Raw genomic sequence first — 15,636 nt, forward strand, 5'->3', positions numbered from 1 at the left:
CTTACAACACCGTGGCTGCCGACTGAGGGGTCGATGGAGGCCTTGGAGCTGGCGGACGGCTCGCTTGGCGGCGTTGTCGCGTGGTATTCGAATATCCACACGCCACCGGCCCGATTGCCCGGGGTGTTCGCCGAGTTCCACCGGACGCTGCGCGATGGCGGCCTGCTCCTGCTTGCATTTCAGGCCGGTGACGAGCCCAGGCGCCTGGATTTCGCCTATGGCCACGAGATCGACCTTGACGCCTACCGCTTGCCACCTGGACGCACCTCGGAGCTCTTGCGTCGCGCGGGCCTTGTTGTGGAAGCACAGCTTCTCCGCGAACCAGACGACCATTACGAAAGAACCCCTCAGGCTTTCCTTCTGGCTCGCAAACCCGTCCCCGGCCTAGAGGAAAGCGGCCTAGAAGAAAGCGGCGTCGCGGAAGCTCAGGTCGGGAGCCGCAACCCGCCGTCGTGCATCTCGGCCAGGCCGTCGCGCACGAGTCCCTCGAGCGCCCGTTCGAGCTGCTCCGGCGCCGAATTCAGGCGGTGCAGGGCGGCCAGCGGCACAGCGGCGCCATCAGGCGCGAAGCCAAGGTCGGCTGCTGGGCGCTCAAACAGTTCCGGCGCCACGGGGGAATCGGCAACACGCAACACGGCCATGACGGCACCCCGCAGCTGCCGGTCCGTGCCGTGCCAGGCCTGGCCCTTGGGCGTGTACGTCGGCGGTGGCTCTCCGGCGGCAAGCCACGCGCAGGACTCGCGGACCGGGCAGCCGGAACACTTGGGGGAGCGGGCTGTGCAGACGAGCGCTCCGAGTTCCATGACGGAAGCGTTCCAACGGACGGACAGTCCGACGTCGTCGGGCATGAGCGATTCAGCGAGGCGCATCTCGGATGCGGTGAGCGACGGCGCGGGCAGCGCCAATCCTGAAAAGAGCCGGGCGTGCACGCGCCGGATGTTCGTGTCCACCACGGTTTCGCGGCGCCCAAAGGCAAAAGCGGCCACCGCCGCAGCGGTGTAGTCGCCGACGCCGGGAAGGCTGAGCAGCGCTGCATGCGTGTCCGGCACGTTGCCACCGTGGTGTTCCATCATCGCGACGGCGGCCGCGTGGAGCCTGAGCGCGCGGCGGGGATAACCGAGTCTGCCCCAATGCCTTACCGCCTCGCCCGAAGGCTGGCTTGCCAGATCCGAAGGCTCCGGCCAGCGTTCCAGCCAGTCCTCCCACACCGGCAGCACGCGAACCACGGGGGTCTGCTGCAGCATCACTTCACTGACCAGGACTCCCCACGGGCTGCAGTCCGGTGACCTCCACGGGAGCACCCGCGCCGACTCGGCAAACCAGCGTTCCATGGACTGGTGCAAGTCCGGGAGGTGTTGGGTGCCGGCAAGTTCAGCGGCGCCTGGCAGTGGCATGGGGTTCCTCGTAGGCGGTTCCTGGCGGGGCCCTGGTGGCCGCCGATTCCTGCCATCCACTGTAGTGGAACCGGCCCGGGATGACGGACGTCATACTCCCTCCGTTCAGGCCTTGGCGGCGTGGTGCGGCGTCATCTCGGCCTTGCGTTGCCTAGCCTAGAAGTATGGTCAACAAGGGCAAGCAACCGCCAAGGGCGCGCACGTCGCCGTCGGCTAATGGCCGTGCCCGGGCCCAAGGCACTAACCGTTCCAGGGGCCCCGCCCGGCCCCCAAGGCGCCGGCCGAGCCCTGCCGTTTACCGGCGTCGTCGGCTGGTTGTATTCGGCGCCCTTCTGCTGGTCCTGGCGATGCTCATAGCCGGGGTTATTGCCGTGAGTTCCTCGCTTTCAAGCAAGGCTGATTCCGGTGCACCCAAAAACCAAGCGCTCGGAGCGGCATCCGCCAGCCCGGACCCCTCCGCGGTTCCCACTGTTGTCAGCACTACAACCCCACCGCCGACGCCGGTCTGCGACCTCAATCTCGTGACGGTAACCGCGTCCACGGACCAGCCCGCCTATGCGGCCGGGCAGAACCCGGTGCTGAGCATGAAGATCACCAACGGCGGAGCGGCTGCCTGCCAAGTCAACGTCGGTACGTCCCAGATGGAGTTCCTGGTGATGAGCGGCGAGGACCGGATTTTCTCGTCGAAGGACTGCCAAGCGAAGGGCGAAGACCTCGTGAAGCAGATCGACCCGGGCAAGAGCGAGATCGCAAACTTCCCGTGGCAACGGAACAGAACGTCGGAGGGCTGCGGCGTCGTGTCGGCCAAGCCAGCAAGCGGAACCTACACGTTCAAAGCCGTTCTGGGAAACAAGGCGAGCACCAAGGCCATCTTCCAGCTCGGCTAGGGCTAGAGGAACCTGTCGAGCAGGCTGGCTTCTGCCATGCGGCTGAGGCCTTCACGGACGGTCCGGGCGCGCTGGTCACCGATGCCGTCCACGGTCATGAGATCTTCAATGGTGGCAGCCATGAGGTTCTGGAGACCGCCGAAGTGGTCCACCAAACGGTCGGACACGGCCTTCGGAACGGACTTCAGCCCGGACAGGAGGCGGTAGCCGCGGGGCTGCACACCGGCGTCGAGCACATCCATGCCGCCCGCGAAACCGATGATGCTTGATATCTTGCTCAGGTCGATCAGCTCCGTGGGGCCAAGGTCCAGAAGCGCTTGGACCGCGGCGTCGATCTCCTCCGGCGACGCGTTGGCGCCCGCGTAATCGCGGATGATCACGTCGCTGCCCGGTCCCCGGCCCGTGGTGAGTTCCTCCAGCTGCAGGGAGAGCAACCTGCCGTCCTCGCCCAGCTCCAGGACGTATTGTGCGATTTCTTCGGCAATGCGCCGGACCATTTCCTGGCGTTGCAGGGTGACTGCCACATCCCGGACGGTGACCATGGCCTCGATCTCAAGGGCCGAAAGCGCGCTGGTCACCTGGTCCAAGCGGGCGCTGTAGCGCTCGAGGGTGGCGAGGGCCTGGTTGGCGCGGGCCAGGACCTTCTCCGAACCCTCCAGCACGTGCCGCAGGCCGTTCACGTAGAGGGCGATGATCTGCATGGACTGGCTGACCGAAATCACCGGCACGCCTGTCTGGATGGCCACACGCTCGGCCGTCCTGTGACGCGTTCCTGACTCCTGGGTCTCGATGCTGGAGTCAGGCACAAGCTGGACCGCGGCGCGAAGGATGTTGCCGGCGTCTTTGTCGCAGATGATGGCACCGTCCATCTTCGCGAGTTCACGCAGGCGCGTCGGGGAGAAATCGATGCCGATTTCAAAGCCGCCAGAGCAGATGGACTCGATGGTCCGGTCCGTACCCAAAACGATCAGGGCGCCGGTGCGCCCGCGCAGAATGCGTTCCAGGCCGTCGCGCAGCGGCGTTCCGGGGGCCACCCTGCCCAGAGTCGCCTTGAGCGATTCTTCGGGGCTCCGAGCCATAGGTGTTCCCTTCAAAGGTGCAGGCAAGCGCGCCCGCGAGTATGCCGGTTTTCAGTCATGAGCCGGCAGGACAAAAGTGCTAGGTTTCCCGCAAGCTCAATGATAGAGGTATTGACCGGCAACAACCGCACGGGCAAGCCTTAAAGTGCCCCAAAGAAGGTTACGTGACGCGTGCTCCGAAACGCGTTCGACGGCGGCCGCCAGACCACCATTTTGTGCTGGGTCCTCCAAGGTGTTGGAACCGAGGTGTTAAAGCCCTGGTTTTAGAGTCCTGGTTTTGGAGCCCTGTGAACTCAGCTAGTCATCCGAACCCGCGCAAGCAGCGCAAGCCGTTCGAGGTCGAGCCGCACGCTGTGCAGCGCGGCTTCCCGTGCCAGTCCATTCCTAGCGTCCGGGCGCGCTCGCCCGGGGGATGCCTGGGTTCGGCTGGAGGGTGTGTCTTGGGTGTGTCCGGGCCGAGGCCGTTTGTTGCCCGCTTCGGTGTTCGAGGCGGAGCTTGCCGTGGCGCTCGACGTCGGGCTCGCAGAGGCGCTCGCCGTCGCGCTCGCCGTCGCGCTCGCCGTCGCGCTGGCGGCGGAGGCGGTCCCGAGCGGGTCGTAAAACAAGTCATTCCGTGGGTTCATTGATGCACTGCCCTTTCGTGCTATTGCCGGCGTGAGCGATTGATTTTTCGCGGAGGGGTCAAGGCAACTCCGATGTAACTGCCTGCAATTTCAAACTAGCGGCGGATGATTTCCGGGACTTGTGCAGCCCGTTTCAGCCCTGTTAAACGGTGGGTTCTTAGTGCTGCCTCCGGCTGGTTCGCGGGCTGCGATAAACTTGGTATCTTGGCTGGCGCGCAATTCGCGCCGCTCCCTGAGTTGGCCCCGGCCAGCAACGGGCCAGTATCCAGCCGCAATTCCACGTCTGGCCCGTCGTATTTCAGTGCGGGCAACGCCCAAATCGCAGCGAAAGTAGCACCGTGTCCCAAGAAGTCCTGAGCCCCGCCCGAGTCCAGGCAATTCACCACGAAGCCTCCCGGCGTCGGACTTTTGCAGTCATTTCTCACCCCGACGCAGGCAAGTCCACCCTCACGGAAGCGCTCGCCCTGCATGCCAAGGTCATTGGCACCGCGGGTGCGTCGAGCGGCAAAGCCAACCGCAAGGAAACTGTTTCCGACTGGATGCAGATGGAAAAGGACCGCGGTATTTCCATCAGTTCCGCGGCGCTCCAGTTCTCCTACCGGGACACCGTGATCAACCTGCTTGACACCCCTGGCCACGCCGACTTCTCGGAGGACACCTACCGGGTCCTTGCCGCCGTCGACTGCGCAGTGATGCTGGTGGACGCGGCGAAGGGCCTGGAAACGCAGACCATGAAGCTCTTCGAGGTCTGCAAGCAGCGGAACCTGCCCATCATTACCGTGATCAACAAATGGGACCGCCCGGGTCTGGACGCACTTGCGTTGATGGACGAGATCACGGAGCGAACCGGCCTTCAGCCCATGCCCCTGACCTGGGCAGTGGGCATTTCCGGCGACTTCCGCGGAGTCTGGGACCTACGCAATGACCGCTTCGCCCGCTTCATGCGGAACAACGCCGGGGCCAACATCGCCCTGACCGAATACTTCACCCCGGAAGAGGCAGCGGAAACCCAGGGCAATAACTGGAGTGACGCCGTCGACGAAGCCGGACTGGTGATCGAATCAAACCTTGAATTCAATGTGGAAAGCTTCCACGCCGGAACGGCAACCCCCATCCTCTTCAGCTCTGCGGCCCTGAACTTCGGCGTCAAGGAAATCCTGGATGCCTTGGTGGACTTCGCGCCCCCGGCAGCGCCCCGCCCGGACGTGGACGGCGAGCCCCGCCCCGTTGACGCGCCCTTCGCTGGGTTCGTCTTCAAAGTCCAGGCCGGCATGAACAAAGCCCACCGTGACCACGTTGCCTTCATCCGCGTGTGCTCCGGCGTCTTCGAGCGTGGCATGGTGGTCACGCAGACCCGCACCGGGAAGTCCTTCGCCACGAAGTACGCCCAGCAAGTGTTTGGGCGCGAACGCGAAGTGATCGACGAGGCCTACCCGGGCGATGTTGTGGGCCTGGTGAACGCGTCCTCACTCCGGGTAGGGGACAGCCTGTTCCTGGAGCAGCCAGTCGAGTTCCCGGCGATCCCGTTGTTCGCGCCTGAGCACTTCCAAGTGGCTCGGTCCCAGGACCCCAGCCGCTTCAAGCAGTTCCGCCGCGGCATCGAGCAGCTTGAGCATGAGGGCGTCATCCAGGTGCTCCGCTCCGACGTCCGCGGAGACCAGGCGCCAGTGCTCGCCGCCGTCGGTCCCATGCAGTTCGAAGTGGTGGAAGACCGCATGGCCCACGACTTCAACGCCCCGATGCGGCTCGAACGGCTCCCGTATTCGATGGCGAGGATCACGACGGCGGAGGCCATGCCCGCGCTCGCAAATGTCCCCGGCGCGGAGGTGCTGCTGAGGTCCGACGGCGAATACCTGGCCCTGTTCAACGACGTCTGGGCCCTGCGCAGGATCGAGAAGAATCACCCGAATCTCACGTTGGTGCCCATCGGGACGCACAATCCCGCCAAGTAACCCTCTGGACATGCCCCCCGTTTGACTCTATGCACTGGACATAATGCCTTTATGTCCAGTGCATAGCTTGAGCAGGGGGCATGTCCAGTGCTGGCTCGGGTTGGTGGCGGCCGGGGCTTAGTAGCGGACCTGGCGTTCGAGCTTGTTCCCGGCCCACAACATGGCGAGGCTCACCATGAGGAAGCCCACGGAGATCGCCGCTGCGAAGACCACCACTCCGCCCCAACCGCCTGCGCGTGCAGGGTCGATGAACCAGTAGGCGTACCAGTTCACGAACGAGCCACGAATCAGGCTGTAGACGAGGTACGCAACCGGGTAGAGCAACCAGTACCAAAGGTGCTTGACGGTCAGGGTGGACCGCGGGGGTTGGAACAGCCAGTCGGCCACCATGACCACCGGCATGAGGTAGTGGACCACGAAATTGACCCAGGGGAGCAAGGATCCAAGATCCTGCCCCGCCAAGAGCGCTCCGAACACGAGTCCCACAACGGCCATGGCGATGGTGGCAGTGCCCCGGGTGGCGTCGTCGAGCTCGCTGGGGCGCTTGCCAACCAGAAGGCGATAGGCGCTGATCAGCAGCACCACCGACGCAAAGATGTTGGACAGGTTGGTGAAGTAGCTGAAGAAGTTCCACGCATCGAAACCCAGGCCGATGTGGACGGTGAGTTGCGTTATTACGGCCACCAGCGTCAGGAGGCCAAAGAAGAGGCGTCCCCCGATGAGCACATTTCTTTTGGTCATACGGACATCATCCGGTGGCCGCAATGAGCGGCGCCCTCCGACACTCCGAGACCAACCCGGCTGCTACGTAATCAGCAACTCGAGTGCTTCCGCCAAGTGCCCCACCTCGCGGACCGAGAACCCGTCCGGGACGGGCCCCGGGCCATTGGGACTGGCAGGCACGATGGCGTGCGTGAAGCCAAGGCGCTGGGCCTCATGGATGCGTTGGTTGATCCCGGGAACAGGACGGACCTCGCCAGCCAGGCCAACCTCACCGAACGCAATCAAACGCTGCGGCAGCGCCTTCCGGGCCTTGGCCGAAGCTACGGCAAGCGCGACGGCCAGGTCCGTGGCTGGTTCGCTCAGCTTCACCCCGCCCACTGTGGCCACGTAGGAGTCGTCCTTGTGCAGGATGCAACCGGCTCGCTGTTGGAGCACGGCAAGGAGCATCGCCACGCGCGAGCTGTCCAGGCCGCTGGTGGCCCGGCGCGGCTGCGAGCTGGAACTCTCGGCAAGAAGCGACTGCACTTCGGCCAACAAAGGCCTGCGCCCTTCCATGGTCACTGTGATGCAGGTTCCCGACACAGGCTCACGCGTCCGCGAGACAAAGAGGCCGCTGGGATCGGCGAGCCCCTCGATGCCGCCTTCGTTCAAGTCGAAACACCCGACGTCGTCGGTGGCCCCGTAACGGTTCTTGACCGCGCGCAACAAGCGGAGCCGGGAATGGCGCTCGCCTTCGAACTGGCACACGACGTCCACCAAGTGCTCCAAGAGGCGCGGACCGGCAATGGAACCGTCCTTGGTCACGTGACCCACCAGCAGGGTGGTCATGTTGCGGCGCTTGGCGGCGGCGATGATGGACGCGGCCACTTCCCTCACCTGAGAAACACCGCCCGCGCTGCCTTCGACGTCGGCGCTGCTGAGGGTCTGCACCGAGTCCACAATGAGCAACTTCGGCTCAAGCTTCTCCACCTGGCCCAGGGCTTGCCCGAGGTCCGTTTCCGCCGAGAGATAAAGGCTGTGCGCGACGGCGTCAATACGTTCGGCGCGGAGTTTGACCTGGGCGGCCGATTCCTCGCCCGTGACGTACAGGACGTCTTGACCCGTGCGCGCGAACTTCGCCGCGACGTCCAGCAGCAGGGTGGATTTCCCGACGCCGGGCTCGCCGGCGAGCAGGATCACCGCGCCGGGGACCAGACCTCCGCCCAGCACCCGGTCCAGTTCATCGACGCCGGTGGGTAGGAAGGCCGCGGTGGTGCCATCTACCTCGGCAATGCGGCGGGCCGGCTCCAAAACTGTTGTTGCCGCCGTCGTACGTGCAACCGTGGCGCCGGATTCCTCCACGGTGCCCCACGCCTGGCACTCGCCGCAGCGGCCCACCCACTTGACCGTGGTCCAACCGCATTCGGCGCATTTGTACGCGGGTGTCTTGGAGGTGCGCGAGGTCTTGGAAGCCATGCGTACAAGGCTAGTGGAGGGGTAGGACAGTCAAGCGCTCATCACTGCAAGGAAGGCAGGACATCTCTTGCCTCGTCGGGATCCATCCCGGCAGCTTCGAGCAAGTCCACCATGAGGGGCCGGAAGAGCATCACCACGGTTTCGCCCTCGAGTTTCTGGACGTGAAGCATTTTCGGGTGAAGCCGGGTGGCAATGCCCGCCAGGTCCCTGCCGCGCACCGCGCATGTGGGCCCTGCGGGCGCCGTCGTGCACTTCCGCGAGGCCCAGAGACAGTTCCTCGACGGCGGCGGAGGTGTCCTGAAGGACTTCCGAGATGCTGTCCGTGGCCTCATCCGTGAGCGCGGCATGGTTGATGGCGCTGGTGAGGCGCCGGGCGAAGACGCGGCTGTTGCGGAGCGCGAGGTCGATCGATTCGAGCGACTCCTCCAACCTGGTGAGTTCGTCGCGGTGCTGTCGGTAGGCCGGGGCGAGAGTCGCTACCTCGCCGGACGCCCGCAGGGATTGGCGCATCCTGTCCACGAGGGGTTGGCAATTCCGTCCCCGGATGAGGGCGTGCCAGGCCTGGTGGAATCGCTGTTGATCAAAGCGTCGGCGCACTCGCGAAGTACTTCGGAGAGCTCGTGCAGGAGTTTTCGGACGTCCTGACGCGGTTCCCGGCGAGGGTCCTTGGGCACAAGTACGGTGACCAACAAGGCGAAACTACCCCCGACGACGGCGTCGAGGCTGCGGGTGAACGGTCCGCCCGCCGGCGCCGGCAACAAGACCACCAGCAAGGACTGTAGCCCCAGTTGGGTGGTGAAGATGGTTCCGCTGTCCAGAAACCGGGCAAGCAGGATGGAGAAAAGCAGCACGACGGCGGCCTGCCAGATCCCGGCGCCCAGCCAGTGCAGCAGCAAATCGCCCACCACGATCCCGAGGGTGCAGCCAAGTCCGACCTCAACAACGCGGCGCAATCGCGGATCCCGCGAGAATCCCAAGGCGATCAGGGAAGAAGTAGCGGCGAAAAGCGGGCCTGTGTGTCCGAGGATGTACTCGGCGAACGCATATGCGCCCACGGCGCACACGGTCATCTGAACTGCCGGAACCAGCGAGCCCCGGCTGCGGACGAAGCCAGTGCGCAGCCGCGCCCGGAGGAATTTCTTGCTTGCTGAAAGTCCTTGGGGGGCGGTCATGGTTCAAGTCTATTCAGGAGCCGCTCGCGACGTGTTCCTGCCGTCGGACTTGTCTGTCAATCATGGCTTCCAAAGTGAGGGGCATCACTTAAAACCCCATGCCGCACCAAAGCAAGGGCGACGCTGCATATGTAAGCCAATAGTCCACATCCGTTAACCTGCTGTTCACTTTGCACCGCCGATCCCGTTACCTAGGCCTCTTACCGTCAGTGAAGGTACAAACACGTACGCAAATCTTTCGTATGCCGACTTTCTCCTTCGGCACGCATCAGAGAATCCCTGGAAGGGGTACATCCCAGTGAAGGCAACTCGCTTCGGCCGCAACGCGGCAATCGCGGTCCTCGCAGTCGGCGCCCTCGCGCTGACCGCTTGCGGTTCGGACAACGCAACCAACGCTCCGTCAGCTTCCCAGAGCCCGGCGGCCGTCAAGGTCACCGGCACGCTGACTGGTATAGGCTCCTCGGCGCAGGGCGCCGCAATGGACGCTTGGAAGACCAACTTCGCTTCCGCGAACCCGGGTGCCACGGTCCAGTACTCCCCGGACGGCTCGGGCGCAGGCCGTAAGGCCATCCTCGACGGCTCTGCACAGTTCGCAGGCTCTGACGCCTACTTGACCGACGCTGAGCTGGCCACCTCCAAGACCAAGTGCGGCACCGACGGCGCCATCAACATCCCGGTCTACATCTCGCCGATCGCCGTTGCCTTCAACATCCCGAACGTCAAGGACCTGAAGCTCGACGCCGACACCGTTGCGAAGATGTTCCGCGGTCAGATCGTCAACTGGAACGACCCGGCAATCGCCGCCCTGAACGCCGGCGTCACGCTTCCGGACCTCAAGGTCACCCCGGTCAACCGCTCTGACGACTCCGGCACCACCCAGAACTTCACGGACTACCTGGCATCTGCTGCTCCTTCTGTCTGGACCGACAAGGCTGCTGGCCTGTGGCCTGCATCCCTGAAGGGCGAGAACGCCAAGGGCACCTCCGGCGTCGTCAAGACCGTCACCGACACCCCGGGGGCTGTGACCTACGCTGACGACTCCGCTGTTTCCGGCAAGCTTGGCACCGCGCAGATCAAGGTTGGCTCGGACTTCGTCAAGATCTCCGCTGCCGCTGCCGCCAAGGCTGTTGAACTGGGCAAGCCTGTTGCCGGCCGCGCCACCGGCGACCTGTCCATCAAGCTCGACCGCACCACCACGGATTCCTCGGCCTACCCGGTTGTCCTGGTTTCCTACCACGTCGTCTGCACCACCTACGACAAGCAGGCAACCGCTGACCTGGTCAAGGCTTTCGAGAACTACGTAGTCTCCGACGCCGGCCAGCAGGCTGCCGCCGGTTCCGCCAAGTCCGCTCCGCTCTCCAAGACGCTGCAGGACAAGGCAAAGGCCGCTGTTGAGTCCATCAAGGCCAAGGCCTAAGGACCACCACGGAGTAGTGGCGCGGCGGACCGCGGCACCACTACCCTTGAATATCAACGTTCCCCGTCCCGCGCTGGTGAAACATCACCGGGCGGGGCGGGGAACTTGGCCGTTTTTGAGTGAATCTGAAGGATCGTGAAGTGACCACCAACTCCTTGACCACTTCCCAAGGTGCCGGACGCGCCGGGGACAAGGTCTTCTCCGGGGCCACCCTGGCAGCGGGATGCCTGATCCTTGCGGTTCTCTTCGGCGTCGCACTTTTCCTTGTCATCCAGGCCGTTCCGGCTCTTGTGGCTTCACCCGCCGACATCCAAGGCGGTCAGGGCTTCTTCGCCTACATTGGGCCGATCGTGGTGGGGACCCTGATTGCCGCCGTCATCGCGCTCGTGATCGCCACTCCCGTAGCCATCGGCGTTGCGCTGTTCATCTCGCACTACGCGCCCCGCAGACTTGCCTCGGGCCTCGGCTATGTGGTGGACCTCCTCGCTGCTATTCCTTCCGTGGTCTACGGCGCATGGGGTGCGGCGTTCCTTGCCCCCCAGATTTCGCCCGCCTACGGATGGCTGGCCAGCAACATGGGCTGGTTGCCGATTTTCCAAGGCCCGGCCTCCGCTACCGGCAAGACCATCCTGACCGCGAGCATCGTCCTCTCTGTCATGGTTTTGCCGATCATCACTTCCTTGTCGCGGGAAATTTTCCTGCAGACCCCCAAGCTCCACGAGGAAGCCGCTCTGGCCCTCGGCGCGACTCGCTGGGAAATGATCAAGATGGCTGTCTTGCCATTCGGCCGTCCGGGCATCGTCAGCGCCGTCATGCTGGGCCTCGGCCGTGCACTTGGGGAGACCATGGCCGTGGCGCTGGTCCTGTCCTCCGGCGTTCTGACCGCTAGCCTCATCCAGTCCGGCAACCAGACCATTGCCGCGGAAATCGCCTTGAACTTCCCTGAAGCTAGTGGGCTCAAGGTCAGCACGTTGATCGCAGCAGGCTTGGTATTGTTCGTCATCACCCTGGGTGTCAACATGATTGCACGCTGGATCATCTCCAGGCACAAAGAATTCTCGGGAGCCAACTAATGACCGTCACAGCCCCCGTGGCGCGCAAACGCTCCGCACTGACCAAGGGCCAGTTGCCCGCTTTCGCCCCGTACGTCGTCTTGGCCGTCGCCTTGGTGCTCGGCGCAGCGATCCTTGCGCTGATCGGCTTCAACGCTTTCGGCTGGGGGCTTGTGTCCGCCATCCTCTTCGCGATCGGCCTGGTCGGCTGGAGCGCCGCTGTCGAAGGCCGCCGCAAGGCGAGCGACAAGCTCGCCACCTGCCTGATTGTCGGCTCGTTCCTTGTGGCGCTGCTGCCGCTTATTTCGGTGATCTGGACCGTCCTCGTGAACGGCATTCCGGGCATCATTACCCCGGGCTTCCTGACGACTTCCATGAACGGCGTCACAGGTTCCCTTGACAACAAGAGCGTCGATGAGGGCACGAAGGTCCTCGGCGGCATCTACCACGCGCTGATTGGCACCGTTCAGATCACCCTGCTCGCAACCGTGATCTCGGTGCCCGTTGGCCTTCTGACGGCGATCTATCTGGTGGAGTACGGCAACGACCGGACCCTCGCCCGCGCGATTACCTTCTTCGTCGATGTCATGACGGGTATCCCGTCGATCGTCGCAGGTCTCTTTTCTGCCGCCTTCTTCTTCGCCGTGGTCGGCCCGGGCACCAAGACCGGTGCTGTCGCCGCCGTCGCGCTTTCGGTCTTGATGATCCCGGTGGTGGTCCGCTCCAGCGAGGAAATGCTTAAGATCGTCCCGAACGAGCTCCGCGAGGCGGCTTACGCGCTTGGTGTGCGCAAGTGGCGCACCATCCTTAAAGTGGTCATCCCGACGGCGATTTCCGGCATCGCGTCCGGCGTCACCTTGGCGATCGCCCGCGTGATTGGCGAGACAGCTCCGATTCTGGTCACCGCAGGTTTCGCCACAACGATCAACAGCAACGTATTCGGCGGCTGGATGGCCTCGCTGCCTACCTTCATCTACACGCAGATCCTGAACCCGACCTCGCCGTCCAACCCGGACCCGTCGAGCCAGCGAGCTTGGGGTGCCGCGCTGGTCCTGATCATCCTGGTGATGCTCCTGAACCTCGGCGCCAGGCTGATCGCCCGGGCCTTCGCACCCAAGGCCGGCCGTTGAGCCGCCAGGCCACACGCACACTTCCAACCACAGCACCGAAGGAACACCATGTCTAAGCGGATCGACGTCAAGGATCTGAACGTCTACTACGGCAGCTTCCTGGCCGTTGAAGGCGTCAATATCAACATTGAAGCCAAATCGGTCACGGCATTCATCGGCCCGTCCGGTTGTGGCAAGTCCACCTTCCTGCGCACCCTTAACCGTATGCACGAGGTACTGCCCGGTGCCCGCGTTGAAGGCGAAGTCCTGCTCGACGGCGACAACCTCTACGGCCACGGCGTGGACCCGGTGACGGTCCGCACCCAGGTGGGCATGGTCTTCCAGCGGCCCAACCCGTTCCCCACCATGTCCATCCGCGACAACGTGTTGGCCGGCGTGAAGCTGAACAACAAGAGGATCTCCAAGGGCGCGGCAGACGCGCTGGTGGAGAAGTCCCTGCGCGGCGCCAACCTCTGGAACGAGGTCAAGGACCGCCTCGAGAAGCCGGGCTCCGGACTCTCCGGTGGCCAGCAGCAGCGGCTCTGCATCGCCCGCGCCATCGCCGTGGAACCGCAGGTCATCCTCATGGACGAGCCTTGCTCCGCGTTGGACCCCATCTCCACCTTGGCCGTCGAAGACCTCATCAACGAGCTCAAGGACGAATACACCGTGGTGATCGTGACCCACAACATGCAGCAGGCTGCGCGCGTTTCCGACAAGACGGCGTTCTTCAACATCGCCGGCACCGGCAAGCCCGGCAAGCTCATCGAATTCGCGGACACCACCACCATCTTCAACAACCCGTCCCAGCGGGCCACGGAAGACTACGTGTCCGGCCGCTTCGGATAAGCACAAACCGACGGGAAAGCCCGACGGCGGCAGTCACCTTGGGGTGACAGCCGCCGTCGGGCTTTCGTGTTCTTTGGCTACAAGCGGCTTGGTGCGGATGGTGGAGTAGCTGCGAAGCTAATGGGACAGGGGTGAGAGCGCCAATCCCAGGACGAAGGCCGCTGCGGCCGTAACGATCGGCGTCGCCACCCAGAACCCCAGGATCCGCAGAACCATCCGACGGTTGGTGACGGAAAAGTTCTGGTTGGTTCCTGCGCCGAGCACCGCTGAAGTCACGGTGTGGGTGGTGGAGAGCGGCAAATGGAGTCCGATTGCGCCAACAAACAGCATGAGCGAGGTCAGGGTCTGTGCGATGAATCCCCGTAAGGGATCCACCTTGGTCAGCTTGTAACCCAGGGTGTAGGAGATACGCCAGCCGCCACAAAGCGTTCCCGCTGTCAGCATGACCGCCGTGAGGAGGATGACCCACACTGGAAGGTCGGCTTGACCGGACACTCCCGCGGCCACAGCGCCCAGCAGGATCACGGCGACGGTTCGCTGCCCATCCTGCAGGCCATGGCCGAATGCCACAGCGGCGGCCGAGACGGATTGGGCGTGGCGGAAACGGCCGTGCACGACATCGGGTTGGGTGTAGCGTGCCGCCCACGTGACAGGCCACACGAGAAGATACGCGCCAAGGAAGGCAATCACCGGGGACAGCAGGAGCGGCAGGGCCACCTGGACCAGCAAGATACCGTCTACTCCGTTGATGGAGCTGCCGCCCATGATTGCGCTTGCAACTCCGGCGCCGGCCAGGCCTCCCACCAGGGCGTGCGTCGACGAGAGCAGGGACACCTCGCCACCAGGAATAGATTCCCCAAAGGATGGCACTGCACAGCCCCGAGGCGAGCACAGTGAGCCCGCTCATGCCCGGAGGGAGGATCACCCACGATTGGCTGAATATCAGGGCGAAACCGCCGCTGAGCAACACACCGGCAAAGTTGAAAACTGCCGCCAATAAAACAGCGACGGAAGGAGTGAGGGCGCGGGTCCGCACCGAGAGCGCGACGGCGGTGGAGACGTCGCGGAAGCCGTTGAGGAACGCGAAACCAGCCGCCAGCGTCACCACCAGGGCGAAGAACGCGACCTCCACGTCATGCTTCCTTGACGATGATGCTGCCCACTTGCGTGGCGACGCGGCGCATGTCCTTGGTGACGTCCACCAATTGGTTGGCTACGTCTCGGTTTCTCGAAAACTGTGCGGATTTCATGTCGCGCAGCATTTCGGCCACCCAGGTCCGGTGGCTGCGCTCTGCGCGCTTGGCCAGCCGGAGGACCTCGATCCAGTAGTCCTCGAGCTCGTCCAGGTCATCCAGTTGGCGCATGGCATCGACCGTCAGTTCCGCCTGGCGGCTGATGATCTCCAACTGGTCTGTGGCGCGCTTGGGCAGCCGGTCCAACTTGTAGAGGGCCACGAGTTCGCCCGCCGCATCCAGCTTCTCCATTGCCTCGTTGAGGAAACGGGAGAGGGCGTACATGTCCTCGCGGGGGAGCGGGTTCACGAAACTTGTGCGCATATGGGTCAGCAGGGCGAAATGCAGATCCGTGGATTTCGCCTCGTGTTCGTGCATCTCTTCCACAAGCCGTTCATGCTCCGCGACAGGGGCTCCGAAGATTTCTGAAAGCGTCCCGGTTGCCTCAAGAATCTGGCGGGCCATCTGCGATAACAATTGCAACCCAGCAGGTTCTTGGGGGAAGAGACGCAGCTTCATATGGCTTCCGGTAGGCGGGAGGGACGGGGGCGGGGCGGCGTCTTCGCCGAAGGGCATAAAAATGGTGCCGAACCGGATACGCCTCTCGGCGGTAGGCCGCTCGAAGCGGCTGTAAGTTGAAGCCCGGGGGTTTCGCGGTTCGACACCAGTTTCAGTTTTCTACGTCGGCCGGG

General features: G+C 64.0%; 12 protein-coding genes and 2 pseudogenes. 7 read left to right on the top strand and 7 right to left on the bottom strand.

Features of this window, described 5'->3' with window-relative positions:
- Positions 1 to 425 precede the first annotated feature (425 nt).
- Positions 426 to 1,394, bottom strand: coding sequence for an A/G-specific adenine glycosylase (locus tag ACF0H6_RS13745; RefSeq protein ID WP_395250191.1), 969 nt, complete (start codon positions 1,392 to 1,394; stop codon positions 426 to 428).
- Positions 1,395 to 1,558: 164 nt separating this feature from the next.
- On the opposite strand from ACF0H6_RS13745, the gene ACF0H6_RS13750 reads away from it, so the two are divergent.
- Positions 1,559 to 2,281, top strand: coding sequence for a hypothetical protein (locus ACF0H6_RS13750; protein ID WP_395250192.1), 723 nt, complete (start codon positions 1,559 to 1,561; stop codon positions 2,279 to 2,281).
- A gap of 2 nt (positions 2,282 to 2,283) precedes the next feature.
- On the opposite strand, the gene disA is transcribed toward ACF0H6_RS13750, so the two are convergent.
- Positions 2,284 to 3,360 (bottom strand): DNA integrity scanning diadenylate cyclase DisA, encoded by a 1,077-nt coding sequence (gene disA, locus ACF0H6_RS13755; RefSeq protein ID WP_395250193.1) that lies wholly within the window; start codon positions 3,358 to 3,360, stop codon positions 2,284 to 2,286.
- 435 nt (positions 3,361 to 3,795) lie between these two features.
- Here disA and ACF0H6_RS13760 point away from each other — a divergent pair, with 435 nt between their 5' ends.
- The gene (locus ACF0H6_RS13760) at positions 3,796 to 3,960 is read left to right on the top strand and encodes a hypothetical protein (protein WP_395250194.1); all 165 of its coding nucleotides are present in this window, start codon (positions 3,796 to 3,798) and stop codon (positions 3,958 to 3,960) included.
- Positions 3,961 to 4,321: 361 nt separating this feature from the next.
- Complete coding sequence (locus ACF0H6_RS13765; RefSeq protein WP_395250195.1) at positions 4,322 to 5,935, top strand: peptide chain release factor 3; 1,614 nt, start codon at positions 4,322 to 4,324, stop codon at positions 5,933 to 5,935.
- 117 nt (positions 5,936 to 6,052) lie between these two features.
- Here ACF0H6_RS13765 and ACF0H6_RS13770 read toward each other — a convergent pair whose 3' ends face one another.
- The 3 genes and pseudogenes from ACF0H6_RS13770 to ACF0H6_RS13780 form a co-directional block, all read right to left on the bottom strand.
- Positions 6,053 to 6,676, bottom strand: a complete 624-nt coding sequence (locus ACF0H6_RS13770; protein WP_395250196.1) for a Pr6Pr family membrane protein — start codon at positions 6,674 to 6,676, stop codon at positions 6,053 to 6,055.
- A 63-nt stretch (positions 6,677 to 6,739) separates the two neighbouring features.
- The gene (radA, locus tag ACF0H6_RS13775) at positions 6,740 to 8,113 is read right to left on the bottom strand and encodes a DNA repair protein RadA (RefSeq protein ID WP_395250197.1); all 1,374 of its coding nucleotides are present in this window, start codon (positions 8,111 to 8,113) and stop codon (positions 6,740 to 6,742) included.
- Between the two features lie 41 nt (positions 8,114 to 8,154).
- Positions 8,155 to 9,285: pseudogene (locus ACF0H6_RS13780) on the bottom strand (aromatic acid exporter family protein).
- A gap of 298 nt (positions 9,286 to 9,583) precedes the next feature.
- Between ACF0H6_RS13780 and pstS the strand changes: the two are divergent.
- The 4 genes from pstS (at position 9,584) to pstB (ending at position 13,712) form a co-directional block, all read left to right on the top strand.
- Positions 9,584 to 10,702 carry a phosphate ABC transporter substrate-binding protein PstS gene (gene pstS / locus ACF0H6_RS13785; protein WP_395250198.1) on the top strand — a complete coding sequence of 373 codons (1,119 nt, stop codon included), beginning with the start codon at positions 9,584 to 9,586 and terminating at the stop codon, positions 10,700 to 10,702.
- Between the two features lie 140 nt (positions 10,703 to 10,842).
- Positions 10,843 to 11,775 carry a phosphate ABC transporter permease subunit PstC gene (gene pstC / locus ACF0H6_RS13790; RefSeq protein WP_395250199.1) on the top strand — a complete coding sequence of 311 codons (933 nt, stop codon included), beginning with the start codon at positions 10,843 to 10,845 and terminating at the stop codon, positions 11,773 to 11,775.
- Positions 11,775 to 12,884: a phosphate ABC transporter permease PstA gene (gene pstA, locus ACF0H6_RS13795; RefSeq protein ID WP_395250200.1), complete on the top strand. Its 1,110-nt coding sequence runs from the start codon at positions 11,775 to 11,777 to the stop codon at positions 12,882 to 12,884. The genes pstC and pstA overlap by 1 nt, the downstream gene beginning before the upstream one ends.
- 48 nt (positions 12,885 to 12,932) lie before the next feature.
- The gene (pstB, locus tag ACF0H6_RS13800) at positions 12,933 to 13,712 is read left to right on the top strand and encodes a phosphate ABC transporter ATP-binding protein PstB (RefSeq protein WP_395250201.1); all 780 of its coding nucleotides are present in this window, start codon (positions 12,933 to 12,935) and stop codon (positions 13,710 to 13,712) included.
- A gap of 117 nt (positions 13,713 to 13,829) precedes the next feature.
- Here the strand turns inward: pstB and ACF0H6_RS13805 are convergent.
- Both ACF0H6_RS13805 and ACF0H6_RS13810 read right to left on the bottom strand, forming a co-directional pair.
- Positions 13,830 to 14,844 (bottom strand): annotated as a pseudogene (locus ACF0H6_RS13805) (anion permease).
- A gap of 1 nt (position 14,845) precedes the next feature.
- On the bottom strand, positions 14,846 to 15,463 hold the full coding sequence (locus ACF0H6_RS13810; RefSeq protein ID WP_395250202.1) for a DUF47 domain-containing protein: 618 nt from the start codon (positions 15,461 to 15,463) through the stop codon (positions 14,846 to 14,848).
- Positions 15,464 to 15,636 lie beyond the last annotated feature (173 nt).

Source organism: Arthrobacter sp. NA-172 (assembly GCF_043952055.1).
GTDB lineage: Bacteria > Actinomycetota > Actinomycetes > Actinomycetales > Micrococcaceae > Arthrobacter.